General features: G+C 58.9%; 24 protein-coding genes and 1 pseudogene. 18 read left to right on the top strand and 7 right to left on the bottom strand.

Annotation, left to right across the window (positions count from 1 at the left end):
• Positions 1 to 23 precede the first annotated feature (23 nt).
• From B9Z01_RS22130 to B9Z01_RS22140, 3 genes are all read right to left on the bottom strand, one after another.
• Entirely contained in the window at positions 24 to 1,733 is a 1,710-nt protein-coding gene (locus B9Z01_RS22130; protein WP_085486985.1) for an FAD-dependent oxidoreductase, read from the bottom strand.
• 193 nt (positions 1,734 to 1,926) lie between these two features.
• On the bottom strand, positions 1,927 to 2,793 hold the full coding sequence (locus B9Z01_RS22135) for an NmrA family NAD(P)-binding protein (RefSeq protein ID WP_085486987.1): 867 nt from the start codon (positions 2,791 to 2,793) through the stop codon (positions 1,927 to 1,929).
• A gap of 40 nt (positions 2,794 to 2,833) precedes the next feature.
• Positions 2,834 to 3,175, bottom strand: a complete 342-nt coding sequence (locus B9Z01_RS22140) for a DUF4148 domain-containing protein (protein WP_085486989.1) — start codon at positions 3,173 to 3,175, stop codon at positions 2,834 to 2,836.
• A 160-nt stretch (positions 3,176 to 3,335) separates the two neighbouring features.
• Between B9Z01_RS22140 and B9Z01_RS22145 the strand changes: the two genes are divergently transcribed.
• On the top strand, positions 3,336 to 4,250 hold the full coding sequence (locus B9Z01_RS22145) for a LysR family transcriptional regulator (protein ID WP_085487144.1): 915 nt from the start codon (positions 3,336 to 3,338) through the stop codon (positions 4,248 to 4,250).
• Positions 4,251 to 4,374: 124 nt separating this feature from the next.
• Here B9Z01_RS22145 and B9Z01_RS22150 read toward each other — a convergent pair whose 3' ends face one another.
• On the bottom strand, positions 4,375 to 5,328 hold the full coding sequence (locus B9Z01_RS22150; protein ID WP_085486991.1) for a LysR substrate-binding domain-containing protein: 954 nt from the start codon (positions 5,326 to 5,328) through the stop codon (positions 4,375 to 4,377).
• A gap of 162 nt (positions 5,329 to 5,490) precedes the next feature.
• On the opposite strand from B9Z01_RS22150, the gene B9Z01_RS22155 reads away from it, so the two are divergent.
• The 6 genes from B9Z01_RS22155 (at position 5,491) to B9Z01_RS22180 (ending at position 12,649) form a co-directional block, all read left to right on the top strand.
• A complete protein-coding gene (locus B9Z01_RS22155; protein WP_420814709.1) occupies positions 5,491 to 6,660 on the top strand; it encodes a M20 aminoacylase family protein in 1,170 nt (389 codons plus the stop codon).
• A 52-nt stretch (positions 6,661 to 6,712) separates the two neighbouring features.
• A complete protein-coding gene (locus B9Z01_RS22160) occupies positions 6,713 to 7,501 on the top strand; it encodes an ABC transporter substrate-binding protein (RefSeq protein ID WP_085486995.1) in 789 nt (262 codons plus the stop codon).
• Positions 7,502 to 7,643: 142 nt separating this feature from the next.
• Entirely contained in the window at positions 7,644 to 8,828 is a 1,185-nt protein-coding gene (locus B9Z01_RS22165) for a porin (RefSeq protein WP_085486997.1), read from the top strand.
• A 306-nt stretch (positions 8,829 to 9,134) separates the two neighbouring features.
• Entirely contained in the window at positions 9,135 to 9,683 is a 549-nt protein-coding gene (locus B9Z01_RS22170; RefSeq protein ID WP_085486999.1) for a sugar dehydrogenase complex small subunit, read from the top strand.
• A 13-nt stretch (positions 9,684 to 9,696) separates the two neighbouring features.
• A complete protein-coding gene (locus B9Z01_RS22175) occupies positions 9,697 to 11,298 on the top strand; it encodes a GMC family oxidoreductase (RefSeq protein WP_085487001.1) in 1,602 nt (533 codons plus the stop codon).
• A gap of 10 nt (positions 11,299 to 11,308) precedes the next feature.
• Positions 11,309 to 12,649: a c-type cytochrome gene (locus B9Z01_RS22180; protein WP_167387547.1), complete on the top strand. Its 1,341-nt coding sequence runs from the start codon at positions 11,309 to 11,311 to the stop codon at positions 12,647 to 12,649.
• Between the two features lie 147 nt (positions 12,650 to 12,796).
• Here the strand turns inward: B9Z01_RS22180 and B9Z01_RS22185 are convergent, their stop codons facing one another.
• Positions 12,797 to 13,501 carry an SDR family oxidoreductase gene (locus B9Z01_RS22185; RefSeq protein WP_085487003.1) on the bottom strand — a complete coding sequence of 235 codons (705 nt, stop codon included), beginning with the start codon at positions 13,499 to 13,501 and terminating at the stop codon, positions 12,797 to 12,799.
• A 375-nt stretch (positions 13,502 to 13,876) separates the two neighbouring features.
• On the opposite strand from B9Z01_RS22185, the gene B9Z01_RS22190 reads away from it, so the two are divergent.
• The 3 genes and pseudogenes from B9Z01_RS22190 (at position 13,877) to B9Z01_RS22200 (ending at position 16,593) form a co-directional block, all read left to right on the top strand.
• A complete protein-coding gene (locus B9Z01_RS22190; RefSeq protein ID WP_085487005.1) occupies positions 13,877 to 14,716 on the top strand; it encodes a transporter substrate-binding domain-containing protein in 840 nt (279 codons plus the stop codon).
• Positions 14,717 to 14,732: 16 nt separating this feature from the next.
• On the top strand, positions 14,733 to 15,395 hold the full coding sequence (locus B9Z01_RS22195; protein ID WP_085487007.1) for an amino acid ABC transporter permease: 663 nt from the start codon (positions 14,733 to 14,735) through the stop codon (positions 15,393 to 15,395).
• A gap of 109 nt (positions 15,396 to 15,504) precedes the next feature.
• Positions 15,505 to 16,593, top strand: a pseudogene (locus B9Z01_RS22200) (porin).
• 42 nt (positions 16,594 to 16,635) lie between these two features.
• Here the strand turns inward: B9Z01_RS22200 and dapB are convergent.
• Positions 16,636 to 17,520: a 4-hydroxy-tetrahydrodipicolinate reductase gene (gene dapB / locus B9Z01_RS22205; RefSeq protein WP_085487011.1), complete on the bottom strand. Its 885-nt coding sequence runs from the start codon at positions 17,518 to 17,520 to the stop codon at positions 16,636 to 16,638.
• A gap of 82 nt (positions 17,521 to 17,602) precedes the next feature.
• On the opposite strand from dapB, the gene B9Z01_RS22210 reads away from it, so the two are divergent.
• The 8 genes from B9Z01_RS22210 (at position 17,603) to B9Z01_RS22245 (ending at position 25,295) form a co-directional block, all read left to right on the top strand.
• Positions 17,603 to 18,826 carry an NAD(P)/FAD-dependent oxidoreductase gene (locus B9Z01_RS22210; RefSeq protein WP_085487013.1) on the top strand — a complete coding sequence of 408 codons (1,224 nt, stop codon included), beginning with the start codon at positions 17,603 to 17,605 and terminating at the stop codon, positions 18,824 to 18,826.
• Complete coding sequence (locus B9Z01_RS36935; protein ID WP_085487015.1) at positions 18,826 to 19,068, top strand: 2Fe-2S iron-sulfur cluster-binding protein; 243 nt, start codon at positions 18,826 to 18,828, stop codon at positions 19,066 to 19,068. Before B9Z01_RS22210 ends, B9Z01_RS36935 begins: the two co-directional genes overlap by 1 nt.
• 9 nt (positions 19,069 to 19,077) lie before the next feature.
• Positions 19,078 to 20,379, top strand: a complete 1,302-nt coding sequence (locus B9Z01_RS22220) for an FAD-dependent oxidoreductase (protein WP_167387551.1) — start codon at positions 19,078 to 19,080, stop codon at positions 20,377 to 20,379.
• A 12-nt stretch (positions 20,380 to 20,391) separates the two neighbouring features.
• On the top strand, positions 20,392 to 21,762 hold the full coding sequence (locus tag B9Z01_RS22225) for an aldehyde dehydrogenase family protein (protein WP_085487019.1): 1,371 nt from the start codon (positions 20,392 to 20,394) through the stop codon (positions 21,760 to 21,762).
• A 100-nt stretch (positions 21,763 to 21,862) separates the two neighbouring features.
• Positions 21,863 to 22,765: a 4-hydroxy-tetrahydrodipicolinate synthase gene (gene dapA, locus B9Z01_RS22230; RefSeq protein ID WP_085487021.1), complete on the top strand. Its 903-nt coding sequence runs from the start codon at positions 21,863 to 21,865 to the stop codon at positions 22,763 to 22,765.
• Positions 22,766 to 22,784: 19 nt separating this feature from the next.
• On the top strand, positions 22,785 to 23,510 hold the full coding sequence (locus B9Z01_RS22235; RefSeq protein WP_208626132.1) for an aspartate/glutamate racemase family protein: 726 nt from the start codon (positions 22,785 to 22,787) through the stop codon (positions 23,508 to 23,510).
• A 62-nt stretch (positions 23,511 to 23,572) separates the two neighbouring features.
• Positions 23,573 to 24,349 carry an amino acid ABC transporter ATP-binding protein gene (locus tag B9Z01_RS22240; RefSeq protein WP_085487150.1) on the top strand — a complete coding sequence of 259 codons (777 nt, stop codon included), beginning with the start codon at positions 23,573 to 23,575 and terminating at the stop codon, positions 24,347 to 24,349.
• Between the two features lie 34 nt (positions 24,350 to 24,383).
• Positions 24,384 to 25,295 (top strand): LysR family transcriptional regulator, encoded by a 912-nt coding sequence (locus B9Z01_RS22245; protein WP_085487023.1) that lies wholly within the window; start codon positions 24,384 to 24,386, stop codon positions 25,293 to 25,295.
• A 119-nt stretch (positions 25,296 to 25,414) separates the two neighbouring features.
• Here B9Z01_RS22245 and B9Z01_RS22250 read toward each other — a convergent pair whose 3' ends face one another.
• Complete coding sequence (locus tag B9Z01_RS22250; protein ID WP_085487025.1) at positions 25,415 to 26,542, bottom strand: aminotransferase class V-fold PLP-dependent enzyme; 1,128 nt, start codon at positions 26,540 to 26,542, stop codon at positions 25,415 to 25,417.
• Between the last annotated feature and the right edge of the window lie 133 nt (positions 26,543 to 26,675).

Genomic DNA, 26,675 nt, shown 5'->3' on the forward strand with positions numbered 1-26,675 from the left:
GCCGGTAGATCCACGGGGGACACTCACCCCTCTCCATCGCGGACGAGTGGGGTAACGCTCGACAGGCCAAGATATTGGTGGATGGCCTGAATGGCGCCTGCTCCCTCTCCCACGGCAGCCGCTACTCTCTTGACGGAGCCACTGCGCACGTCGCCGGCGGCAAAGATACCGGGCCGGCTCGTCTCGAGGTCATGCGGCGGCCGAACTGCTTTCCACTTGTCGCCGGTAGCGGCGCCGGTCAGCACAAACCCATTTTTGTCCAGGGCGACGCAATCGCCGAGCCACCGGGTATTGGGCTGCGCTCCAAGGAAAAGGAAAACGTGCCGAATGGGCTTGTGTTCGATCCGTCCTTGCCGGTCCCACCGCATTGCCTCGAGTCTCGACTCGCCGCATAGCTCGACGATCTGTGTCCTCGTGTGAACCGTTATGTTGGCTGCCGCGTTGATCCGTCTGATCAGATACGCCGACATGCTTGCACTGAGTCCCTCGCCGCGAACGACGACGTGGACATGACGCGCGAACCTCGCCAGGAATACCGCAGCTTGTCCCGCCGAATTCCCGCCGCCCACCACGATCAACTCTTCGCCGTTGCAGAACCCAGCCTCCATGAATGTCGCACTGTAGTAAACGCCGCGGCCTTCAAAATGCTCGAGACGGGGAAGGTCCGGCTTCCGATAGCGCGCACCAGTGGCAATGACGACAGCGCGAGCGTAAACGCGCTCGTCATGATCGAGCCCAATGCGAAACGATTGGGTGTCTGTGCAGTCGATCGTCAGTGCCTCGATGGGCACGCCGACCTCGGCGCCGAACTTGCGGCACTGAGACAGGCCGCGACCGGCTAGCGCCTGCCCGGATATGCCGGTCGGAAAACCAAAGTAGTTTTCGATCTTCGAACTGGTGCCGGCCTGACCTCCCGGGGCCTTGGCATCGAGAACCGCCACCTTCAAGCCTTCTGATGAGGCGTACACCGCCGCTGCGAGCCCAGCGGGTCCCGCACCCACCACAACGAGGTCGAAGTGCTCGCCATCGAGCCGGTCCGGACTCAGGCCGATTGCATCTGCGACGGCCCTGTGGCTGGGTTGCTTCAGCACGATGCCTTGCATCGTGACCACAATCGGGATGTCGGCTTCCGTGACGCCATAACGTCTCAGGAGATCTTTTGCTTCGGCATGCTCAACAATATCGAAGTAGGCCGAGGGTTGACCGTTGCGGCTCAGGAAGTGGCGCAGGCGTAGCGTAGGGGCGGAGGACGTACTACCGATCACCACCAATCCGACTTGTCGACCTTTGATGAAAGCGACCCGGCGCAGGATATAGGCGCGCATGATGGTTTCGCTCAACTCTGCTTCAGCAATCACGAGCGCATGCAGAGATTCCTCATCGATGACGATGACTTCGCAATCGCACACGGCGCGTGTCGTGGCCACCGCAGCGCGGCCGGCGAGTGTGCCAACCTCGCCGGTGAAACTGCCGGGGCCATGTGTGCCAAGCAATCGAGGGCCCTGAACGGACGCTCTGGTTGCCTCGATCGTTCCGGAAAGAATGGCGAACATGCCCGTGTGGCGGTCGCCTTCGGAATAGAGGATGTCGTCGGCTTTCAGCTTGCGCCGCTCGCCGTATCGCTCCAATATCGCCAGCTCCGTTTCGTTCAGCGTGGGATAGACCTGATGGTAGCGGCTGCCGCCTGACGACAGTTCGTCGGGATCGGGGTTGCCTGAAGAGTCGTTGCTCATGGCGGGCTCCATCAAGTCAGGATGCGATCCTAGTCGTGGAACTGCTGCATCCAGTGTGGATATGTTACCTCTGGTTGCGACACGCGATTGAGCCGGTCTCTCCGCGTGCCCTAAAGAACCACCCGCTGTGTGCTCAGGTTGTCTGCGAGATGAGCCTCGGTGCGTGTGCCGAGGCTCACCGGGTGCGCCCGCGCTAGTCCGCCTGTGAGACGAGGTCTCGCAGAACGGTTTCCAGTTCCACTTCACCCTTGACGATGTCAGTGTCCTCTCCTTCGAAGATGATCCAGCCTTCATTGAACCCGTCGAGCATGCGCATACGCGGCAACGGCTCCTTCATGCCTTGGGACCGGAACAGCGCCTCCCACGTGTCACGTTGAACGACCTCCGCGACTACTGCGTGGCCAAGAATTCTGGCGAACGTGTCCGCGATATCGATTGGAGTGACACGCTGCGGCCCCTCCAGCTCGACGACACGCACACCACGCCAGACCTCCAGAAGCAGTTGTGCGGCGATACGGCCCACGTCTGCCGTGGCGACCATCGGTACGGGCTTGTCGAACGGTTGCAAAAAGCTGGCAATAGTCCCCGTATCGCGGGCCGGAGCCACATCCCATGCTGCGTTTTCCATGAACCAGCCGGGTCGCAGAAACGTGACCGGCATGGGCAGCGTGCTCAGCGCCTGTTCCATCAGCGTGCGTTGCGTGAGCAGATTGGTCTCGGTGGCCTGCGCGCCGATCGTCGACAGGCAAACCACCTTGCCCGGTGCCGTTGACTGAAGCGCAGCGCGCACGGCGTCGATGACAACACGTGCCTCGGAAAAGCCCGGCGACGGGTCGAAGTCGGACGGCGGCAGAATGAAGACGCCTTGCGCGCCCTCGAAAGCGGCCGTAAGTGACGCAGCATCGTCCATGTCGGCTGTCACTACTTCACACCCGCGCTCAGCCCACGAACGTGCGCGGGCGGCATCGCGTACCACCGCGCGTACCGGCTGGCCCGCTGCGAGCAACGTGTGCGCCACCGCACCGCCGACCTTTCCTGTTATCCCTGTGATTGCATACATTGCAGTTTCTCCGTGCGTATATAGATGTGTTCCGGTCAGATCAGTGATGTGCGTAAAGCGAGGCGAACGCTGCATTCGCGAGGGACACTCCAGCGGCGACGCGAATGCCCGAAGCGGACGAACCGATGCGCGTACCGCCCACGCTGCTGTCGACGTTCGACCCGCCGTCCTTCTGCGAGGCCACAGCCGCTTCGGCGGCCTGAATGTCGGCGGGGTAATACGGATCATTGGCGCGGCCGGGCCGGTAGCCCGCGCCTTCCAGTTGTACGAGCTCCGCGCGCACCTGCGCACGAGTGACGGCCGAGCCGGATTCCTGAGCGTATCCAGCGGCGGGGAAGGCGATGGCGGTTGCGATGGCCAGTGCGAAATGACGGGTACTCATGGCAATGCTCCTTTGGATCGTTGAGGTTGAAACGTGTCGTTGGGATGCATTGTGGGTAAACGCGACGCGAAACTAAATGACACGAATGACACTTGTGAGATGACGGATAGTTACTAATGCGTCATAGTGCGATTTTTGACGCACTGTGCGGGGCGCGCCTGTGAGATCGTCCAGCGAGAATCTTTCTAGCGGTATCAGCGTATTTGCTGCCGTTGTCGATGCGGGGACGTTCGCAGCGGCGTCCGAATTGATGGGTATGTCGCCACCCGGGGTGAGCCGGGCCATCGCCCGACTCGAAAAGCGGCTGAAAATACGGCTCTTCAATCGGACGACCCGCGCCGTTTCCCTGACCGAAGAGGGCCGACGGTTCTACGAGCAGGTCATGCCGCACTTGAGGGGAATGGAGGAAGCGGCCGCAGCCGCGGCGGGAGGCGCCGCGACAGTACGCGGGAAGCTGCGAATCAATCTTGATCCGGCTTTTTTGCGAACCGTTCTGAGCCCGAAGCTCGACGAATTCATGGATGCGCATCCTGAACTTGAACTGGAGTTCATTGCGCGAGATCAACTCGGCGACCTCATCATGGACGGCTTCGATCTGGCCTTGCGATTTGGCGAACCCCGCTCATCCAGTCTGATTGCGCGAAAGCTTCTGGACACCGCAGTGGTCACAGTCGCAGCACCGTCGTACCTCGCTCGCCGGGGGCGGCCAGCGGAGCCTCAAGAGTTGGGGCGCGGGGTGCACAAGTGCCTCGAATTCAGGAACCCGGAAACCGGCAAGCCGTATCCGTGGGAGTTTCATCGCAAGCGCAAAAGGCTTGTTGTCGAGACGAATGGAAGGCTTACGGTGAATGATCCGAGCGCGCTCCTCAACGCGTGTCTGGCCGGCTCCGGCGTCGCGCAGATGCTACTGCTCGGAGCGGAACCTCTGATTCGGGAGGGGCGGCTCGTCAATCTGTTTCCAGACTGGCCGGATGAGCGTTTCCCGCTCTATGCGTACCATCCATCGCGGTACCACACGCCGGCCAGGACAAGAGTATTTCTCGACTTTATCGTCGCTTTGACGGGTACGAGTTAGCGAGTCGGAATAGGCTGGTTTCGATCCGCTCTGGCCATTCACCACCCAAGGGGGGCGGACTCAGCTTTCTGATCCAAGGAGCCGCTCTGGACGAGCGTTAAAACGATCGGCACTCGCTCCCACATCAAATCAGCATCTTCAATGTCTCGAACAACGCGAGATCATCTTTCTTCGCTGAGCGCGCGTGCCGGCGGATCACCTTCAGCAGACACTCGACGAAACATACGGCGGCATTGCTCAGGGTGCTGTTGCGCCGGCTGACGACGCTCAGTTGTCGGGGTTCGAATCGTTCACGCAGCGCGAGCGGAAGCAGCCGCCCGCGCAACGGCGGGACCCGGCATAGAACCGTTGGGCTCCAGGTGCACATGTCGGCCTGCTCGACCATCGTCTGCAGCATCGCGACCGATTGCGCGCGTACGATCCGGCGCTCGTCGATCTGCACGCCGTTTCGAGTAAAGAGGTAGTCGATCAAACCAGCCTGACCGTCGGGCGCGAAGTTGAGCACCCAATCGCTATCGAGGAGTTCGTGTATCGAGCGTGCCTGTGCGAGAGGGTGGCCGGTGCGTACCATTACCGACGACTCGTAGGTCAACACCGGCTCGCAGACGAACTCCTGCACACCGGCTGCTGCCTGCCATTGCCCGATCGCGAAATCCATGCTGCCGTCGCGCAGATGCGGTTGGGCCACCGACATCAGACCCTCGAGCAGTTCGAGACGGATCTCCGGCATCAGCTTGCGAAAGAGCAGGACGGTTTCGGCAAGGAACGTGAGCGTCACCCACGGCGTCACGCCAACCATGAGCCGTCCTTCCACGCGGCCGCGCAGCCGTTCGAGGTCACTGTGCGCATGCGCCAGCTGGTTGAGGACGAGTCGCGCATGCGTGAGCAAGACCTTGCCGTGCTCCGTAAAGCTGATGCCCTCGGGAGCACGGACCAGGAGCGGCAGCCGTTCGGCTTCTTCCAGTTCGCGAAGTGCCCGCGTGATGGCCGCCTGGGAAAGACCGAGTGTGCGGGCCGCGCCGCGGATGCTGCCTGCGTCCGCGCTCGCCACAAGCGCTTCCAGTTGATGGAGCTTCATAGCCCGACAGTGATGGGTGACAACGAATGGTTGTCATCATAACAAACGCGCGGCTGTTCCCCGGCTTTTTCGCTGCATACGATCCGCATCACGGTTCGTTGCGGTCGTGACCCGTACCGAACGGGCACGACGCCGAGATTGTCTGAACGTCAGGGGACTGCAGTGAAGGAAAGAGAGGTACTACCGGAAATCGCGGCGATCGAAGACGAAATGATCGAAATCCGCCGTCGGCTGCATGCGCATCCGGAGCTCGGTTTTGAAGAGCATGCGACCAGTGAGCTTGTCGCGAGCCTGCTCGCCGGATGGGGCTACCACGTGACGCGCGGCGTAGGAGGAACGGGGGTGGTCGGCACGCTCGAGCGCGGTCGCGGCCGCCGCCTGGGCTTACGCGCCGACATGGATGCGCTGCCGATCCAGGAGTGCACGCAACGGCCATATGCCAGCCGAACTGAAGGGGTCATGCACGCGTGCGGGCACGACGGCCACACGGCGATGCTGCTCGCGGCGGCGCGATGCTTCGCGCAACGCACGGACTGGAAGGGGACGCTGAACCTGATTTTCCAGCCCGCCGAAGAGGGATTGGGCGGCGCACGCAAAATGATCGAGGACGGCCTCTTCGAGCGCTTTCCGTGCGATGCCGTGTTTGCCATGCACAATGTGCCCGGATTTCCCGCCGGGCGCCTGGGCTTCCATAGCGGGCCTTTCATGGCGTCCGCCGACGAGGTAACGATTCGCGTGGTTGGACGGGGTGGCCATGGAGCGTCGCCGCAGCACACGACCGACCCGGTCGTCGTCTGTGCGTCGATCGTCATGGCGTTGCAGAGCATCGTCGCGCGCAACGTCGATCCCCGGGATCTCGCGGTTGTCACTGTCGGCGCCATTCACGCAGGCACCGCATCCAACGTGATTCCGCCCCACGCGGATCTGCTTTTGAGCGTACGTGCGCTCTCACCTGGAGTCCGCGCGTTGCTGGAAAAGCGCATTTGCGAGATCGCGCGAGGGCAGGCGGCCAGCTACGGTGCGCAAGTGGAGATCGACTACCGGCACGATTATCCCGTGCTCGTCAATCACGCTGGTGAGACTGAATTCGCGCACCAGGTGGCGCTGGACTACGGCGGCGCGCAAGCGCTGATCGAGAACCTGCACCCGCTCATGGCAAGCGAGGACTTCGCGTACATGCTGGAACGTTGCCCGGGAAGCTATCTGTCGATCGGCAACGGCGACAGCAGGGGCGGCTGTGCGCTTCATCACCCCGAATACGATTTCAACGACGACATTCTTGCGATCGGCGCGAGCTTTTGGGTCAGGCTTGCGCAGCGCGCTCTGCAATGAACGTCATACAAGGTTTGATCACGGCATTACATCAACAACAGGAGAGACATCGATGAAGAAGTGGACAATCGCATGGTCGCTGGCCTGCGTGGCCATGTCGGCTTGCGCACAGGCGGCGGATTTTGGCGGCAAGGAAATCAGGCTCGCGGTCGACCCGACCTACCCGCCGCTCGAGTACAAGACGCCCGACGGCAAGCTGACGGGATTTGGCGTCGACATCGCGAATGCGCTATGTGCGCAGATGCATGCGAAGTGCGTGTGGGTGGAGACCAGTTTCGACGGCATGATTCCGGGCCTCCTTGCGCGCAAGTTCGACGTGATCTCGTCGTCCATGACGATCACGCCGAAGCGTAAGGAGCAGATCGCGTTCACGAACAGGATTTCGAATGCGCCCGCGCGCCTCGTGGTGCGCCGCGGCTCCTCGCTGCTGCCCGACGCGACTTCGCTCAAGGGCAAGCGCGTGGGTGTCGAGCAGGGCACGAGTCAGGAGGACTACGCACGCGCCATGTGGCAGCCGGCCGGCGTGGAAGTCGTCGCCTACCAGAACCAGGAGCAGGTCTACGCCGATCTGGTCTCCGGGCGGCTCGATGCGGCGTTTCAGGCATCCATTGAAGCCAGCGACGGTTTTCTGAAGAAGCCCGAAGGCAAGGACTTCGAGTTCGCGGGGCCGGCAATGGACGACCCGAAGTACTTCGGCCAGGGCGACGGTCTCGGTCTGCGCAAACAGGACGTGGCACTGCGAGACGCATTCAATCAGGCGCTCGCTGAGATTCTCGCGAACGGCACCTACGCCAGCATCAACAGGAAATATTTCGACTTCGACATTTACGGCGCGAAGTAACGGGGCGAAGTAACGGGGCGAAGTAACGGGGCGAAGTAACGGGGCGAAACGCGTTCGCGGTGGTGAAGGAGCAGACGGCGGTGAATGCAATCCGGCGGAATCATCAGTTATGTATTTAGTAAACCTAAAAAATGGAAATCACATGAAAAAGATTTTTTCGGCTGCCTTGCTGTGCGGCGTGACCATTCCTGCATTCGCGCAGAGCACGGTGACGCTGTATGGCGTGATCGACGAGGGGATCGATTTCACCAACAACGCAGGCGGCCACCAGGTCTATGAAATGACGAGTGGCTACGCGCAAGGAAGCCGTTGGGGCCTGAAGGGCACGGAAGATCTGGGAGGCGGGTTGAGCGCCGTCTTTCAGCTCGAAAACGGTTTCAACGCCGGCAATGGCACGCTTGCGCAGGGTGGGCGCATGTTCGGTCGCCAGGCGTTCGCGGGTCTTGCTAGCGAGCGTTACGGCACGCTCACATTGGGCCGGCAGTACGATTCCGTGGTCGACTATCTCGCGCAGACCACGGCGAACGGAAACTGGGGTGGCTATCTGTTCTCGCACCCCTATGACAACGACAATACGGACAACACGTTTCGCCTGAACAACACGGTCAAATACGCGAGTCCGACGCTCGGTGGCTTCTCGTTTGGCGGTACGTACAGTTTCAGCAACGATACCGGCTTCGCGAATAACCGGGCGATGAGCGCTGGCGCGCAATATTCGGTTGGAGACTGGCTCTTCGCAGCAGCCTACCTGCGGGCCAACAACCCGGCCATGACCTCGGGCGGCGCCGTCGCCAGCGCAGGCGGATCGCTCGGCCCCGACGGCAATTTTGTTTCGTCTACGCTGCAGATCTTCGGTGCGGGCGTCAACTACACATTTGGTTTAGCGACCATCGGTTTCGCCTATACGAACACGCAAATCGATCATCCCACGGCGAATGTCGGCTATCTGGGCAGCACGGAAACGATTCAGCCCGTCACCGGCCCCCTCGCGGGAGGTACGCTCAACGCGCTGAAGTATCAGAATTTCGAGCTCAACGGCAAATACCAGTTCACGCCGAGCTTCTTCGTTGGTGCGGAATACGCCTACACGCTGGAACATTACGAGGCGACCACGGGCACGGCAAAGCCGGGCATCCACACGATCGGTCTGATGGCTGACTACAACCTCTCGAAACGGACGGACGTCTACCTGCAGGGGGTGTATCAGCTGGTGACCGGCGACGAGACGGGTTCGTCACTCGATCGCGCGTACGTGCCCGGCGCGCAGGACCTTTCGTCGACGTCGCGGCAACTGGTCGTACGCGCGGCGCTTCGCCATACGTTCTGATGTCGGGGCGCGCCAACTTGCTTCGCGCGGTTGGTGCGCATTTCGAACACATCGTCCAATCCACCGGCGGATGCGCTCCTGCGTCGGAGTCCGGCGCAGTTTCGTAAAACTTCTGGCAGGTCCAGCCATCGGCATGAATGGCGGGTTGGGGGCTCAATCGGCCGGACGAATGTCCGTTCTTGCGCGTGCCGATGCGCCGATTCGTCGCATCGGGTACACTCATGTCATTTTTAACCAATTAGTTCATATTTTGCCAACTTGAGCGGTGCATCGCAGAGCGACCCGCGTGCAAAAAATGGAAACGACATGACGTCTTCACAACGACCGCCGTCTTCGCCGTTCGCGCCATCGCGCCGACAATTCCTCGTTGCCACCAGCGTGCTCGCGACATTGAGCGTGGTGGGCCTCGGCGCGCTCAGCGCCGCACACGCGCAGGCGGCCTCCGCGAGTACGGACGCGGACTTCGATGCTTTCATTGAACTTTCGAAATACCTGACCGGCAAGACCGCTCTCGATATCGAAATCGGCCGTGCGATTCTCACGGGGCTGCAAGGCGACGACGCCAGCACGAGCGCCACGATCGCGCAACTCAACGCGTTCGTCGCACGCACGAATACCCCTGCAAACATGCTGCAATCGGTGCTCGATGCCTCGCAACCGGCGCTCGCGAAGCTGCCGAAGAAAGTGGTGACGGCGTGGTATCTGGGCGTCGTCGGCACGGGCAAGAACGCGCGCACCGTCGCCTACGAACAGGCGCTCATGTATCCGCCGATCGCAGACGTCATCGTCATGCCGAGCTACGCGCGCGGCGTGCCCGGCTACTGGGCCACGCCCCCGGTGCTGTCCCACTCCTGATCCCCATACTCCCATGGCAACGAATCAATCCGCCGACGTCGTGATAGTCGGCGCCGGTATCGCATCTGGTCAGATCGCGCAGAAGCTCGCCAAGGCGGGCATCGACGTCCTCATGCTCGAAGCAGGCCCGCGCATCGAGCGCTGGCGCGTGGTCGAAAATTACCGGAATAGTCCATTTAAGTCGGATTTCCAGTCGCCGTATCCGCCCACGGAGCACGCGCCGCATCCGCAGTATTCGCCCAACAACGACTATCTGGTGCAGCGCGGTCCGGAGCAGTACAAGGCCGGCTATCTGCGTATGGTCGGCGGCACGACGTGGCACTGGTCCGCGCAGTCGTGGCGCCTGCTGCCCAGCGACATGAAGCTGAAGACGCTCTATGGCGTGGGCCGCGACTGGCCGATCAGCTATGACGACCTCGAACCGTATTACTACGAAGCCGAAGTCGAAATGGGCGTGGGTGGCCCCGAAGATCTCGGCTCGCCGCGCTCGAAGCCTTATCCGCATCCGCCGCTGCCGCTTTCGGACTTCGACCAGAAGTTCAAGGACGTCGTGGAGAAGGCAGGCTACAAGCATGTGACCGAACCGGCCGCGCGCAACACCGCGCCATTCGACGGCCGTCCCGCGTGCTGCGGCAACAGCAACTGCATGCCGATCTGCCCGATCGAGGCGCAATACACGGGCGAAACCGCGATTCGCAAGGCTGAGGCTGCGAAGGCGCGTCTGTTGCCCAACGCCGTGGTCTATCGCATCGAGCACGACGAGCACGCGCGCATCGTCGCGGTCCACTACAAGGACCCGAACGGCAACTCGCAGCGTGTGACCGGCAAGATCTTCGTGCTGGCCTCGAACGCGATCGAGACGCCCAAGCTCATGCTGATCTCGAAGAGCGACAAGTTCCAGAGCGGTATCGGCAACAGCTCGGACCAGGTGGGCCGCAACCTGATGGATCACCCGGGCACGACCGTCACGTTTCTGTCCGCCGAGCCGATGTGGCCGGGCCGCGGCCCGATGCGCCTCTCGTGCATCAACAATCTGCGCGACGGTGCATTCCGCTCCGAATATTCGGCGATGAAACTCAACGTCGGCAATTATTCGCCAATGCGCGCCGTCACCGACTACCTGATTTCGAAGGGGGTGTACGGCACGGAACTCGATGAGAAAATTCGTGAATACGCTTCGCGCTGGGTCGTCGTGAACAGCTTTTTCGACATCCTGCCGGACCCGGAAAACCGCATCACGGCGAGTACCGAGTTCAAGGACAAGATGGGCATTGCGCGTCCTGAAGTGCACTACCGCATCGACGACTACATCAACAGGGCGGCGAAGGTCGCGCGCGGCCACTACGCCAACATCGCCAATCTGTTTGGCGGCACCGAAGTGCGTTTCGACGACTCGTACTTCAACAACAACCACATCATGGGCACGCTCATCATGGGCGACGATCCGCGCAATTCGGTCGTCGATAAAGATCTGCGGTCGCACGATCACGAGAACCTCTTCATCGCGTCGAGCGGAACGATGGCGAGCGCGGGCACGGTCAACTGCACACTTACGCTCTGTGCGTTGTCGATGCGCCTCGCCGACAGGCTGATCGACGAAATGAAGCATGCGTGAGGCGCTCGCGATGAAAACGAACAACACCACGACACGCCAACGCCAACGTCAACGCTTCGGCGCGCTGCGTAAATGGCTGCCCGCGAGCGCGCTCGCCTTGAGCGGCCTGTTCGCCGGCACGCTCGCCTACGCAGCCGGTGACAGCGCCGATGCCGCGCTCGTCAAGCGCGGCGAATATCTCGCGCGCGCGGCGGATTGCATCGCCTGCCATACGTCGAACAAGGCGCAGCCTTATGCGGGCGGTGTGCCGTTCGATCTGCCCTTCGGCACGATCTATTCGACGAATATCACGCCGGACAAAACCTATGGCATTGGCAACCTGAGCGACGCGGACTTCATCAGCGCAGTGCGCGAGGGCAAGTCGAAAGACGGCAAGCGCCTTTATCCGGCGATGCCTTACACGTCGTACACGCAGCTCACCGACGACGACATCCTTGCGATTCGCGCCTATCTGCGCACGATCGCGCCGGTCGCGAAGGCGGCGCCCGCGAATACGCTCGGCTTTCCGTTCAACCAGCGCTGGGCAATGGTGTTCTGGAATCTCTTCAACTTCGACTCGGGCCGCTTCGAGCCCGATCCCGCGAAGAGCGCCGAATGGAATCGCGGGGCGTATCTCGTGGGCGCGCTCGCGCACTGCCAGGAATGCCACACGCCGCGCAACTTCATGCAGGGTCTGTCGGACAAGTCGCTAGCGGGCGCGCAGCTCGGCAACTGGACGGCGTATAACATCACGCCGGATCGGATTGCCGGCATCGGCGGCTGGAGCGACGCCGAACTGATCGCGTATCTGCGCGACGGCGTGGCGCCGGGTAAGGCGAACGCGGCGGGCCCGATGGCCGAAGTCGTCGAGAACAGTACGCGCTTTCTCTCGGATCGGGATCTGGAGGCGATGGCGACGTATCTGCGCACGGTGCCCGCGCAGAGCATCGGGGCGAACGGCGCGAACCGGCCGCGCTATGCGTGGGGCTCACCGATCCAGAGCGTCACGGCGCTGCGCAATCAACCGCTGACCGTGCTGGGCGCGGGCGGAGTCGCCGACGGCCGCACGCTCTTCAACGCCAATTGTGCGAGTTGCCACGGCTGGCAAGGCACGGGCGTGGGCGGGAAAGACTCGGGCGCGTATCCTTCGCTGCTGCATAACACGAGCGTGGGCGCATCGAACGCCGACAACCTCACCATGGTGGTGCTGCACGGCGTGAGTCGTCAGACTAACACCGGTCATATGGCGATGCCCGCCTTCGCGGGCGAGTTGAGCGACAGTGAAATCGCAACGCTCGTGAATTTCGTCACCACGCAGTTCGGCAATCCGTCAGCGACGATCACTGCGGACAAGGTTGGGAAAATGCGGTAGTTTTATTGGCCGACTGTACCCGCTCGGCACGTGTCACCGTAAGCTGCCGCTCGAAGACATTCCCGCCGCCAACGGCAGCTTTGAGGTGGCATCGCGCAGTGCGTACTCCCGGCCAGATGACGTCCGTAGACTGGTCTGCGGAAATTTTCAAACTGATCGGGTAAGAGCGCCGTCAATACGGATATTCTGCCCGGTCACATACGCCGACTTATCCGAGGCAAGGTAGGCGACCAATTCAGCCACTTCCGCCGCCTTGCCATAGCGATTCATCGGAATGCGCTGAACTCGCTCCGGTTTCTCGAGAAGACTATCGATGAAGCCGGGTAGCACATTGTTCATGCGTATTCCGGCTTTTGCGTAGGTATCTGCGTACAGCTTGGTGAACGCTGCGAGACCCGCGCGGGCGACGCTCGAAGTCGGAAAGAGGCCGTCCGGCTCAACCGCTGAAAATGATGAAATGTTGACGATGGCTCCGCCGCCTTGTGAAGCCATCTGCTGGGTAACCGCACGAACACTTCTGACAACGTTCAGGCAGTACATCTGGAAACCGGATATCCAATCCTCGTCCGTCAGCGCGAGCAGATCACCTTTAGGCCCGTGGCCAGCGCTGTTGACGAGCGCATCTAAACGCCCCCAGCGGCTGACACACCCATCGACGAGTGAATGCAGATCCTGATCGGACTGGTTGCTCCCTTGAACACCCCAACCCCCAAGCTCTATCGCCAGATCCACCCCTTTACCGGAAGACGAAAGAATGGCGATCTCAAAACCCGCTGCGCGCAACCGTCGGGCGCTAGCTGCACCCATTCCGGACCCTCCGCCAATTATCGCCGCCACTCTCAATGCGCTCATCCCGGCTCCTCCTATTAAGTAGATGCAGTATGAACAGGATTCAACGCGGCAATTCTCGTTGACGACGTATTTCCCTGGCAACTGGCCGGTAATTCTCGTCGTTGCGGGAAAGGGGCACTTCTTATTCGGCGCCAGCTGCTAGCGAGGGCGGTAGATATCGCGTCGGAAGTCCGCTGGGAGCGGGCCCAGATCATCTGAACACATGGCGCTTACCGACGCCGGACAGCGTCATCCGTTCGATACATATAAAAATTTAAACAATAGAGCGGCCTCATCTTGCATGTTCTTTGATATTTCGTCCGGTTCCAATTGCCCCAGTCACAGCAATGGCGCGATTGGGCATGCTGACCTGGACTTTTCAGAAAGGATCTGGACATGAAGAATTTGACGAGACGTGAGTTCATCGGTGCGTCAGCGGCCTTGGCGGCCGCTGGTTTGATGCCTATATCGGGGAATGCGCAGGGAGATTCGACGTTGAGTCGGATTCGCCAGACGAAAACCCTTAAGCTTGGCGTCGTCGCAGGCGGGGAACCCAACTACCATAAGGATTCGGCGACAGGCCAGTGGAGCGGAATTCTCATCGACTTTGCCGACGATCTCGCTGGTTCGTTGAACGCGAAGTTGGCTTTGAGTGAGACGACGTGGGGTAACGCCATCATGGACCTGCAGTCGAACAAGATCGACCTGTTCCTCGGCTTGAATCCGACGCCGCAGCGGCAGGCCGTGATCGATTTCACAACGCCGCTGTACAACAACGTGTTCAGCCTGATCACGACCGAGAATTTCCGCGGAAAGACGTGGGACGATCTGAATAAACCGGATGTCACCATCGCTGTCGACGTTGGCTCGTCATACGACAATCTCATTACCCATATTTGTCCGAACGCAAGGATTCAGCGTTTTGAAACGTCCAACGCCGCGACGCTTGCCGTGCAAACAAAGCGTGCTGATGTTCAACCGCTTGTGATTACACTCGCGGCCGGCATTATCAAGAAAAACCCCTCGGTCGGCAAACTCGTCGTTCCCGAGCCATTCAAGCAGACATCCTCGTGCGCTGGCGTGCGCAAGGAGGCAGATAAGGAATGGCTGAACTATCTGAACGGCTGGCTCGCGAACTTGCATAAGAGTGACGTCACGCGGCAAATCGTCCTTTCGAATCTCGATCGTCTGATGGGTGTAAAGCCATCTGATATCCCGTCGATCGTCACTTTTTAACTGGCGGAGGTCTCAGGTGTATCAATGGAACTTTGATTTCCTGCTTTCACAGAAGAACCTCCTGATATCCGGAGCGTGGTTCACTATCAAATACACGATCCTATGCGTCGCATTGGGGCTTGCCGTTGGTATGGTTGCAGCCCTTTCACGTCTCACGGGACGCCGGGTTTTATCGGGCCTGGCAAACGCCTACGTCGAAGCGTTTCGTTGCACCCCAGTACTGGTTCAGTTGATCTGGTTCTACTACGCGCTGCCAGTGCTCCTCGGCGTCAATATTTCTCCTGAACTTGCTTCCGTACTCGCCTTGTCGCTCTATGGAGGAGCCTTTTACTCCGAAATCATCCGCGGCGGTATTACCTCGATAGACCGCGGGCAAACAGAGGCAGGGCAGGCTCTCGGCATGCGAGCCGGCCAGATCATGCGTCGTATCGTGCTGCCGCAGGCTATGCGACGCATGGTTGCGCCGTTGATGAACCAGTCGATAATGCAATTGAAGAACACTTCGTTGCTGTCGGTTCTGGCGGTCCCAGATCTGGTCTATCAGGGGCAATCTATCGCGCACGAGACCTACCGACCCCTTGAGTGCTATACGGTCATAGCGCTTATCTATCTGATCATTCTGTTACCCGCGACGTTCATGTCGAGAAAGCTCGAACGCGGTGCCGCTTTCGCTAACTGAACAAAAAACCCCCTCGTCTTCACTTTCGCAAGCGTTAGCCTACCCGGTCACTCGGGAGGCTAAACCACGACTATAAAAATCATTTTATTGATAACAATAAGGAATGCAAATGAAAAAAACCAGAGTATTGATACTGGGTGGCCTGTTTTTTGGCGCTGGTCTGGCGCATGCACAAAGCAGCGTTACGTTATATGGTGTGGCGGATGTCGGTATCTCCTATCTGAGCAACGTAAACGGTAGCTCGACATTTCTTCTTCGAAGCGGCGTTTGAGATGGCTCACGCTTTGGGCTTCTGGGGGTGGAAGACCTCGGCGGGGGCTACAAAACCATTTTTCGTCTGGAAAACGGCTTCAGCATCCTGAATGGCACGTTGGGACAGAACGGCAGACTTTTCGGACGCCAGGCGTATGTAGGTATTGAGGGGCCGCTTGCTACGGTGACGGTGGGCCGTCAGTACGATCCCATCGTAGACTTTCTCGGGCCGATTTTTTCCAACGGACGAGGAAATCTTCCCTTGTACGATCTCGATAACACCGGAAACGACTTCCGCACCAACAACTCGATAAAGATCATTTCGAAAAAAACACAAGGCTTTCAGGTTGGTGCAATGTATGGATTTGGCGGTGTGGTAGGCCAGTTCAGTCGCGACAGCGTCGTAAGCGCCGGAGCCGGATATGAATATGGTCCGCTGCGCTTTGGTGTTGCGTATACCGCGGTCAACAATCCGTATGAGGCGTGGTACGACAACACAGGAGCGTCGTCGATCGCAGCATACGGTGCGTATCTGCCCAACGCGAAGAAACTGACGATTCTTGGTGGTGGCGCTTCTTATACGTCCGGCCCGTTTGCTGTCCGGGCCGGCATGACTCACAACGTACTCGAAAACTCGTATCTCGGTCAGAACGTTCGATTCAACCTGTACCAGCTTCAAGGCGATTACTGGTTCACTCCGACGTTTCGCATGACGGTCATGGGACAGGTCGATCAGGGTAATGTCGAAGCGACAGGTGCACCACGCGACTACCGGCAGATCAACCTTGTCGCCGACTATTTCCTTTCCAAACTCACGGATGTCTACATGTGGGCTTCGTATCAGCGTGCTATCGGTCCTGGTGCCGTTGCGCAGATCGGCTATGCATTCGCCTCATCGAATAACCATCAGGCGAACATCCATTTCGCTATTCGCAAGAAATTCTGACCTCAGTCGCCGTGATCAACGCGGCGATTTTCTTTCTGGTGGCTAGCGCCGAGCGGCTACGACTTCTTTCATGCTGTAAAGCCCGGGAGTCTGGCCAATGGCGAAGCGGGCCGCGTGAAGACTGCCGCTCGCATAAACCTCACGGTCAGTACATACGTGCTTGATCTCAAGCTGCTCGACGTCGCCGAAGAGCATCGCTGTGTGCTCGCTGACAATGTTTCCACCACGGATTGACGTAAAACTAATGTGACTATCTGCACCACAACCGCTTTCGAGACGAGCCCGCTTTACTGATTCGGCCATCCACAATGCCGTTCCTGATGGCGCATCTTTCTTGTGCCTGTGATGCGCCTCGGCAATGTGCACGTCATATTCTGGAAATAGCGCTGCGGCTTTTGCGAGAAATTCATTTACGGCTGTCATCGCTGGGCTCAGATTGGCCGACTGCACTATGGCGATGCGCGTTGCCGCGTCTTCGATCACCGCCTGCAATTGCTGACTCAGGCCAGTGGTTCCGATTACAACCGGGACTCCATGTCGCATGCACGCACTGACGTGACCTCCTACCGCACCCGGTGAAGACAATTCAATCAGACAGTCGGCATCGCTCAAAACGCGATCTACGTCATCTTCGAAAAGCACCTCCGTTTCCCATCCAAGAAAGTCGGTTGCCGACTGTCCAACAAATGGTGAACCGTGCCTTACAAGAGCCCCAGATAGCCGCAAATCCTCACTTTCGCGAAGAACCTTGATGACCATCTTACCCATCTGGCCTGTCGCCCCTGCGACGGCTATGCGTGAACCCATCCCTGTCGTGTCCTGTTGAAAGTTGGTAGTTGCGTCTCGCACGCGCGAAGACGGACATGAGGCTAGCATCAAAGGTTTCGCGTCGAAACATAAGATGTCTTGTAAGTCAGCGCGAATCATTTATGTCGGCGTCGTGTTTGTGTCTGGATAAGCTTCGGTCATTGATTAAGTAACTCATCCGGAACGCACTGGCGTGATCGAAATGAAGAGATCGGAAAAGAGAGGCGCGAACGTCATCGTCATTGGCGCCGGCATCGTCGGAATGGCGGCCGCGTATTTCCTCCGATCGGCAGGTCATAGCGTTACGGTTCTGGACGCGGATACACCGATGGCAGGAGCGACCGGTGCCTCGGACGGAGCGGTATCCGTCGCCAGCAAAAAGCCGGGCGTCATGATGGTACTGGCGAAAGCAGCGCGCGATTTTTACGTACAGCTTGAGGCCGACGGATTGCTGCGAGATCTGTTTCATCGGCGCCCTACGTTCATGTTCGCGCGCAACGAGCTTGAGGCCAACGTTCTCGCAGCACATGGTGCCGATCTTGCAAAAGCGGACGTACAGGTCGACGAGCTTACTGTCTCCGAGTTCGCTCGGCGCATTCCGGGAGTCAGCCGGAACGTCGTCTCTGTTCTGGCAGTGCCGGGCGACGGTCATGCTCTTGGATATCAGATTGTTGCCCATCTGCTGAAGTTGTCGGATGTGACCGTTGTTCGTCACGCCCGCGCGAAACGCGTGCGGGTTGAAAACGGCAAAGCTGTTGGTGTGGAAACCGACTCCGGCTTTTTTTGCGGTGATGCAGTTCTGGTCGCAGCTGGGCTCGGCTCTGCCGACCTGGTGGGTCTGGGCAACTTTATCTGCCCACGCAAGGGGCAAATCATCATCACTGACCGGGAAAAAGACAACGAGCCGGCGCTCGAAGGCCCCCTCATGTCTGCTGCTTATCTGGCGGCAAAGCGCAACTTCGAGGCATCCAGAAAGAATCCGATCAGTCTTGTGATCGATCCGTTGCGCACCGGACAGTTCCTTATCGGCGGAACGCGGGAGGAAGGGGTTGATAGCAGGACAACGACCGCTCATTACGTTTCTGAAATTCTTCGGCAGGCTATGGACATCTACCCGGCAATGGGTCGCAGACGCGTCATCCGGACTTTCTCGGGTGTGCGCACGGCGACCGTCGACGGCTTGCCTGTCGTCGGATTTCATCCAGCAATAACCAATGTCTTCGTGGCAACAGGCTTCGAAGGAGATGGAATTTGCCTTGGACCTTTGATTGGCAAAACCTCGGCGAGTCTCATGACGGGCAAGCAGGTGGATCTGGATATTGCTTCCCTTTCTCCGTCCCGGTTTGTGAGCCGCGAAGGCACAGATGAACCTCAACCTACCGCCGCGGCAGATGAGACCATCAACGCGGCAACGACCGGTGCGTGATGAATATATTTTTCTGGAAAGGAACGATTGTCGAGTTCTTTGATGGCGAAACCGTCGCTTCGGCACTGGCGAGATACTCAATCCGGAATCTCGGCCGGTCAGCGAGTGGTGAAATGGGTCGCTACTTTTGCGGTATTGGCCAGTGTCAGGGCTGTGTGGTGTCGATCAACGGCGGCGCACCCGTCGAGTCATGCCTGACTCCCGCGTTGCAGAACTCGCAGGTAACGCCCGGGGCATTTTGAGGAGTAGTGGTGCATATCACTTTTGACGTGCTCGTAGTCGGTGCTGGACCAGCGGGTGTAAGCGCTGCGATCGAAATGGCAGCCGGCGGCGCCATGGTATTGCTTGTTGAACAACGTTCGACAATCGGAGGCGCCATTCACCGAAGCCGATACGACGGAACATTGAGCCCGGTGTTCATGCCCGCTCGTCACAAGCGAAACTGGACTCGCCTCAAAGAACGCATGAATGCGCTGTCCTCGCAGATTCGTTTGATGACTGAGGCGGTGTTTCTTGGGATCGACGGTGATGGCTACTGTGTGATCGATCACCGCCGTGCTCAAGAGGTCAAGCTCGTTCGCCCCAAAGCGGTTCTTTTCGCAGTCGGAGCAAGCGAACAGCTGTTTCACGCCGAAGGCTGGAATCTGCCGGGCGTTGTGACTGCCGGCGGTTTGCAGGTGCAAATTAAGGAAACAGGCATTGCACCGGTTGGCCGAATCCTGGTTGCCGGAAGTGGGCCACTGCCGTTGGCGCTGAGCGCCCAACTGGCAAAGCTCGGCAATGCTCCGGTTGCGATTCTCGAGCCGGCTGATCCGATCAGAAAATTGATCTGCCACCCGTCCGCAAGCCTGGGATTGCTTGCAGGAAGCGCGCAACTTGCTGAAGGATTTCGCTACGCGGCAACTCTGCTATCCGCTCGAACCCGCTACAAGGTTGGCGCAACCGTCGAGGAGATTTCGAAGGACAGAGACGGTTTGCGCGTAGTCGCGAATGAGTCGGGTCAGGCAAAAGTCTATGAAGCAGATCTGGTTATTCTTCACGACGGATTGGCTTCCAACAGTAGTGGCTTGCCGAAGTCCGATATAGGTGCGCTGATTGTCGAGCGCGCTGGAGATTGCAGTGAAGTGTTGGGCGCTGATGCAGCCATAGTCGATGGACGACGGGTTGGGAAGTTGATTCTGGATCGACTGTTCTCGACTCCGGAAAAACGGATCAGCCTGCAGTTGCTGAAAGCGAAGGTATTTCAGCGAAGCATGTCATTGCTATTCGAACGGCCAACGCAGCCAATTCAGGGAGACGCAGTAGTGTGCCGATGCGAAGGGGTACGCAGGAGAGATATCCAGCCTGCTTCGTTGTGCTCGGCACGAGAGTTGAAACTCATCAATCGAGTGGGCATGGGTGCCTGTCAGGGGCGCTTCTGTGAGAAAGCCGCAGCAGCGATTGCCCTTGAAGAAGCGCATCTGGTCGCCAGGAACGAGATGGACGAGTCCGGTAGTAGATGGCCGATCCGGCCGGTGTCGGTAGCAGCCTTAGCGAAGGCGAGTCAAATTTAGGAAGGTACAGTGATGAGCAAAAAATATCTCGAGATTCGCAATCCCTTTAACAAATCCGTAGTTGGAAATCTGGTTGTGTCCACCGGGGAGGATGTTCAAAAGGCCGTTGCGAACGCTTTCGAGGCATGGAAGGAGTTTCGTTACTCCACACCATTCGAGCGCAAAACGCTTCTCTATGCGCTCGCGGAGCAGATTCGAAAAAATGCCGATGCGATGGCTCGCACTGTGAGTCTGGAAATGGGCAAGACGTTGCGTGAAGCTACGAATGAGATTCGTCGCGCGCAAAATACGCTGAAGCTCTCCGCGGATGCCGGTATGGTCCTCCACGGCGAGGTATTGCCCTGTGCGGTTGCAGAAGGCTCGCCTGACAAGCAGGCGACCATCACGTATGAACCAACAGGTGTTCTGGGTGCGATCACGCCGTTCAATTACCCGGTCAATCTCCTCTGTCACAAATTGGGTCCAGCCATTGCAGCCGGCAACGCAGTGGTGGCCAAGCCCTCTCCCAAGGCGCCTCTGACAGCGGACATGCTCTGTCGCCTGGCGCGCGAAGCGGGATTCCCGCCGGGGCTGTTCCAGATGGTTCACGGTGGCGCGGATGTTGCGATGGCTCTCGCACACAGTCCGATTTCGCTGCTTAGCTTTACCGGCGGCCCGGCTGCGGGGCTGGCGCTGAAGAACGCGGCGGGTTTGGTTCGTTGCCTGATGGAACTGGGCGGCAACGATCCAATGGTCGTGATGCCTGACGCCGATCTGGGCAAGGCTGCCGATGTCGTGATCGGCCATCGCTTCGAGATCGCAGGCCAAAGCTGCGCAGCGGTAAAGAAGTTATATCTGCATCGAGAAATCCGTGAAGAAATGCTCGCTTTGCTGGAAGCTCGCGTGGCAAATATCAGGACCGGATACCCCACCCAAATGGAGACTGATATGGGTACCGTGATCGATGAAGTGGCAGCGCAGGAGGTCGAGCGACGTGTGAAGCTGGCCATTCACGACGGCGCCCGTCTGATCTCGGGTGGCGAGCGACAGGCTGCTCTGTTCCAGCCAACGTTGCTTGATTGCGTCCCGCCGAACACGGACCTGGTGAAGTCTGAGACCTTCGGGCCTGTCATCGCCATCCGTCCTTTCGAGGCGATCGATATGGTGATCGATGAGGTAAACGAAAGTGAATACGGCCTGCAAGCTGGCGTGTTCACCAATGATCACGGCCTCATCAAGCGTTTTTCCCGGGAGCTTCGCGTTGGTGGCGTGATGATCAACGAAGGTCCAGATTTCCGTGCGGAGAACGTTCCCTTCGGAGGTATCAAATCCAGCGGGCTTGGCCGTGAGGGAGTCCATGTCACGCTTCGCGAAATGAGCGAAACCAAAGTCGTAATCGACTGACCCGAGAATTCCGTTCGATTTCCCGATCGGCTGCCCCGAACTCCCGTAACCAGGTTGGCTTCTGATAGCCAGATAAGCTTCGATAGATAAGGATTGCAAAATGGAACAAAAGTGGAAGGACAAACTCGCTGGCGTTTTCACCGCTCTCGTAACGCCATTCAAGGACGGAAAGGTAGATCTGGCAGCGTTGGAACGTCATGTCGAGCGTCAGCTCGATCTGGGCGTGCACGGTCTCGTGCCGGTGGGAACCACGGGTGAGGCCGCGACATTGAATGCTTCCGAGACAGCGGACGTGATTCGTGTGACTGTGGAACGCGCACGCGGTCGTGCATTTGTGCTTGCCGGTGCAGGGGCGAACGACACGGCTGTTGCGATCCAGAAAGCGAGGCAGGCTGCGGAGCAAGGCGTTGATGGCCTTCTCGTCGTCACGCCGTACTACAACAAGCCTACTCAGGCGGGCTTGTTCGACCATTTCGCTGCGATCGCGGGCGAGGTGAAGCTTCCGATTATGTTGTACAGCGTTCCTGGCCGTACTGGTGTGGAGCTTGCGGCCGACACAGCAGCGCGTCTTGCCCGTGATTACAAGAATATCGTTGGTATCAAGGAAGCCGGCGGCAAGGCTGAACGCGTCACGGAGCTACGCCTTGCATGCGGAGATGATTTCGTGATCCATTGTGGTGACGACGGCCTCGCGCTCCCGTTCTACGCGTTGGGGGCCGACGGGCTGACGAGCGTGGCATCGAACCTCATTCCCCACGAGTTGCTGGAGATGTACGGTGCGTGGCGACAAGGCGACTACTCGCGTGCACTGGAACTTCACAACAACGTCTTCGATCTGGTCAAACACCTCTTCATCGAAAGCAACCCTGTGCCGGTCAAAGCGGCTCTCGCTAGTGCGGGTCACATGCAACCCGACGTCCGTCGGCCGTTGGCGAAGTTGCGCCACGAATCCGAACTCGCCCTGACGCGTTGTCTGAAACTCCACGCTGAGATCGTCGGCTAACGAGACGGATGCGGCCAGGATGAATACTTTAAAGCAGCCGCTGCTCCGTCCAGTGGTCAACGACCTGACGCTAGGGGTTCTGATGCTCGACACCAGATTCCCCCGCTTCCCGGGTGAAATCGGGAACGGTATGACGTGGCCTGTGCCGCTCCAGTTCAAGATTGTTCGCGGTGCCACACCCACGCGGGTGGTCGACGACGAGGGGAAGGGTCTGCTCGAACCTTTTCTCGAGGCAGCACATGAACTCATCGACCTGGGCGTGCGGGGAATCACCACCAGTTGTGGCTTTCTCGCGCTGTTTCAGCGTGAGATGGCGCAGGCGCTGCCGGTCCCGGTTGCAACAAGCGCATTGCTGCAGATCCCGTCAATCCAGACGATGCTTCCTCAGGGCAAGCGGGTCGGCATTCTGACCTTCAACAAGGAAGCGCTGACGGAACGACATCTTCGCGCGGTTGGAGTGAGTTCGGATCTTCCCATCGTCGGAATGAGCGAGCGCAGCCTCTTTCGCAGAGTGTTCTCCGACAAGGCACTTCCGTCGGAGGCGGATTTCGGCATGCTTGAAGCTGAGATGGCAGATGCCGCGCGTCGACTCCTCAGCGAGAATCCGGACGTTGGAGCAATCCTCTGTGAATGCACCAACATGCCGCCATTCGCGAAGGTTATTCGCGAAGCGACAGGGCTTCCCGTGTTTGACGTCGTGGGCATGATCCGCTGGTTCGTTTCGGCAATACAGCAACAGGACTAGTTCACCCGAATCGGCCGGCATCCATGTCTGTCGACGGTGAAATAGAGATCAAGGAGCTTCAAATGTCACAACCGATGATCCAGGTTTCCAATCTGCGCAAGTCTTTTGGTCAACACAATGTTCTTCGCGATGTATCGCTTACCATCGAAAAGGGCAGCGTGACTACGCTGCTTGGTCCATCGGGTTCGGGTAAGTCGACGCTCTTGCGTTGCATGAACCTCCTTGAAACGCCGGACGGTGGTTCGATCGCAATCAACGGACGGGCGGTGGATTTCGACAGGTCGAAACGGATTCGAGCGAAGGAGACCGCGAATTTTCGCTCGTGTACCGGCATGGTATTCCAGCATTTCAACCTGTTCCCGCATATGACGGCAGCGCAGAACGTCATGGAGGGGCTCGTTACTGTCCGGAAAGAGTCCAAGGCGGTGGCAAGCGTGAGAGCGATGGAATTGCTCGAGAGGGTGGGGCTGTCCAGCCAGGCCAATCAATATCCGGGCAGTCTTTCCGGCGGGCAGAAACAGCGTGTTGCCATCGCCCGGGCACTAGCCATGAAGCCTGAAGTGCTTCTTCTGGACGAGGCCACATCCGCGCTCGATCCAGAGCTCGTTGGAGAAGTCCTGACCGTTATTCGAACATTGGCCGAAACCGGTATGACAATGGTTCTGGTGACTCACGAAATCGGATTTGCCCGCGAGGTGTCCGATACCATCACATTCATGCGCGATGGTGTGGTCGTTGAGACGGGCAAACCGTCGGCCGTGATCGACAATCCAGCGGAAGAAGCTACTCGCGCATTTCTGTCGCGATTTGTGAAGTCTGGCCAACCTGTTATGGCATAGTCATACGAATTTCAGCAATAGTGGCAGGTCCGGTATGCGAGAAGTCAGCCTCAGCTTAACCCAGACATTTTTTCTGGTTGCCCGTGAAGGTACCTATTCCGCTGCAGCGCGGCTGCTGAACATCTCGTATCAGTCCGTGGCCAATCATGTTCGCCGACTCGAACAGATGGTCGGTGAGCGGCTGGTTATCGCTCAGCGAGGGGTGAAGACGATCCAACTGACTGCGCGTGGCAATAGTCTCTATCAGCTTCTTGAGCCGGAGTTTGAAGTTGTTCTGGCTCGCCTCGGCAGTTTGATCGACAAAGAGCGGCCGGTGCTGCGAGTGGGTATGCCGCAGGCGATTTTCTATTACTTGATGCCCTCGGTTCTCAAAGCGTTCAATGCGCTTCATCCGACTGTCGAGGTGATTTGTTATGAACGGGACACTGCTCTCGTTGATCTGATCAAGCAAGGCAAGCTGGACGCGTGCGTGTCAGAGCGATACTTCGGCGATCAGGTTGTGCCACAGCATGTGATCTGTAGCTACGAACCCGCTCTGGTTTATCCGGCTGACTGGGACGGGCCGTCCGATGAAGACAGTGTGTCTGGATGGTCCAGCAAACGTCCCTTCGTTACTCATGAACCTGGGCAACTGCTACGGAACATCGCTACCGACATCCTCACGACTGACGAAGGTCCGCCGGAAGTCACGATATCAACCTCAGGCAGCTCGAGTGTCATGCGCTGCGTCGAGGAGGGAATCGGGTTCTCGATAATTCCGAGCTGGTGTTTTTCCGAAGGAAATAGCCTAGTCAGGATGTTCCGTTTGCCATCAGCGCCGAAGGTACCGATCTACTTTGGGGAGGCGCTCTTCCTCAGGACGAATCCGTACGTGCGGTCACTACACAAATTGTGCGCTGAAGCGATTCTCGGGCGGATTGCGGAGTTGACGGGATCGCCCTCGTGATGCTGAATGTAAGCGGCAGTGCCGAATCGTGCGCATAGCTTCTCCGGCAGGTTCCGGAGTCCTCTTGCCAAGGCGGTTGCAAAGGCGAGCCATGCGCACATGCTTCGAAAGAAAACGCTCTAAAGAATACTGTCCAACGCCTTGGCGAATCTGGCGACCGCGCCTTCGACGTCATGCAGTTTGTCCAGGCCGAACAATCCTATGCGGAAGGTCCTGAAATCTTCAGGCTCGTCGCATTGAAGGGGAACGCCGGGCGCAATCTGCAAGCCGGCATCGGCGAATTTCTGGCCGGATCGTATGCCGTCATCGTCCGTGTAGCAGACCACGACGCCCGGCGCCTGAAAACCTTCAGCCGCCACGCTTCTGAAACCTTTGCTACTCAGGAGTGAGCGAATGCGCTTGCCGAGTTCAAGCTGCTCCGCTCTCACTTTGTCGAAGCCGTATGCCTCGGTTTCCTTCATGACATCACGCAGCGTCGCGAGACTGTCCGTGGGCATCGTGGCGTGGTACGCGAACCCGCCGTTCTCGTAGGCTTCCATGATCTGCAGCCATTTGCGAAGATCGCAAGCGAAACTGGTGCTGGTTGTTGCGTCGATTCTTTCGCGGGCGAGAGGGCTGAGCATGACCAGTGCGCAGCAGGGTGACGCGCTCCATCCCTTTTGCGGTGCGCTGATCAGGACGTCGACGCCGCTCGCCTGCATGTCGACCCAGACCGTGCCGGAGGCAATGCAATCCAGTACAAACATACCGCCGACGGCATGCACAGCGTCGGCCACCGCGCGCAAATAAGCGTCCGGCAGCATCATCCCGGATGCGGTTTCGACATGCGGCGCAAAGACCAGATCCGGCTTGTTTTCCTTGATCGCAGCCACCACGTCTTCGATAGGTGGCGGTGCATAGGCCGCCTGCCTTCCTGGTTCGACCGGGCGCGCCTTCAACACGATCGATTCGGACGGAATGCTGCCCATGTCGAAAATCTGCGACCAGCGGAAACTGAACCAGCCATTGCGGATGACCAGACACTTCCTGTTCGTCGCGAACTGCCGGGCGACGGCTTCCATGCCGAAAGTCCCGCTGCCCGGGACGATCACGGCCGCCTTCGCGTTGTAGACTTTTTTCAGGGCGTCGGAAATATCGCGTACGACTCCTTGAAAGAGCTGCGACATATGATTGATTGATCGGTCGGTGTAAACGACTGAATATTCGAGGAGCCCCTCGCGGTCGACATTGGGAAGTAAACCTGGCACGCTCGCCTCCTGTAATAGACGAATAAGAGAATCGAAAACAGATTCTAACGAAAGCCACCTGCAACGGCTTCGGCCGAGACGCCGCCGTTACCCATCCAGCAAGCTTCGGCATGGACCGGCCGTCGAGTCACAC

It is taken from the genome of Paraburkholderia susongensis (assembly GCF_900177725.1).
In the GTDB taxonomy this organism is placed as follows: Bacteria; Pseudomonadota; Gammaproteobacteria; order Burkholderiales; family Burkholderiaceae; genus Paraburkholderia; species Paraburkholderia susongensis.

Bases quoted from the DNA above. Each gene is read 5' to 3' on its own strand.
- B9Z01_RS22130 (WP_085486985.1), bottom strand. From the start codon at position 1,733: ATGAGCAACGACTCTTCAGGCAACCCCGATCCCGACGAACTGTCGTCA.
- B9Z01_RS22135 (WP_085486987.1), bottom strand. From the start codon at position 2,793: ATGTATGCAATCACAGGGATAACAGGAAAGGTCGGCGGTGCGGTGGCG.
- B9Z01_RS22140 (WP_085486989.1), bottom strand. From the start codon at position 3,175: ATGAGTACCCGTCATTTCGCACTGGCCATCGCAACCGCCATCGCCTTC.
- B9Z01_RS22150 (WP_085486991.1), bottom strand. From the start codon at position 5,328: ATGAAGCTCCATCAACTGGAAGCGCTTGTGGCGAGCGCGGACGCAGGC.
- B9Z01_RS22160 (WP_085486995.1), top strand. From the start codon at position 6,713: ATGAAGAAGTGGACAATCGCATGGTCGCTGGCCTGCGTGGCCATGTCG.
- B9Z01_RS22165 (WP_085486997.1), top strand. From the start codon at position 7,644: ATGAAAAAGATTTTTTCGGCTGCCTTGCTGTGCGGCGTGACCATTCCT.
- B9Z01_RS22170 (WP_085486999.1), top strand. From the start codon at position 9,135: ATGACGTCTTCACAACGACCGCCGTCTTCGCCGTTCGCGCCATCGCGC.
- B9Z01_RS22175 (WP_085487001.1), top strand. From the start codon at position 9,697: ATGGCAACGAATCAATCCGCCGACGTCGTGATAGTCGGCGCCGGTATC.
- B9Z01_RS22180 (WP_167387547.1), top strand. From the start codon at position 11,309: ATGAAAACGAACAACACCACGACACGCCAACGCCAACGTCAACGCTTC.
- B9Z01_RS22185 (WP_085487003.1), bottom strand. From the start codon at position 13,501: ATGAGCGCATTGAGAGTGGCGGCGATAATTGGCGGAGGGTCCGGAATG.
- B9Z01_RS22190 (WP_085487005.1), top strand. From the start codon at position 13,877: ATGAAGAATTTGACGAGACGTGAGTTCATCGGTGCGTCAGCGGCCTTG.
- dapB (WP_085487011.1), bottom strand. From the start codon at position 17,520: ATGATTCGCGCTGACTTACAAGACATCTTATGTTTCGACGCGAAACCT.
- B9Z01_RS22210 (WP_085487013.1), top strand. From the start codon at position 17,603: ATGAAGAGATCGGAAAAGAGAGGCGCGAACGTCATCGTCATTGGCGCC.
- B9Z01_RS36935 (WP_085487015.1), top strand. From the start codon at position 18,826: ATGAATATATTTTTCTGGAAAGGAACGATTGTCGAGTTCTTTGATGGC.
- B9Z01_RS22225 (WP_085487019.1), top strand. From the start codon at position 20,392: ATGAGCAAAAAATATCTCGAGATTCGCAATCCCTTTAACAAATCCGTA.
- dapA (WP_085487021.1), top strand. From the start codon at position 21,863: ATGGAACAAAAGTGGAAGGACAAACTCGCTGGCGTTTTCACCGCTCTC.
- B9Z01_RS22235 (WP_208626132.1), top strand. From the start codon at position 22,785: ATGAATACTTTAAAGCAGCCGCTGCTCCGTCCAGTGGTCAACGACCTG.
- B9Z01_RS22240 (WP_085487150.1), top strand. From the start codon at position 23,573: ATGTCACAACCGATGATCCAGGTTTCCAATCTGCGCAAGTCTTTTGGT.
- B9Z01_RS22245 (WP_085487023.1), top strand. From the start codon at position 24,384: ATGCGAGAAGTCAGCCTCAGCTTAACCCAGACATTTTTTCTGGTTGCC.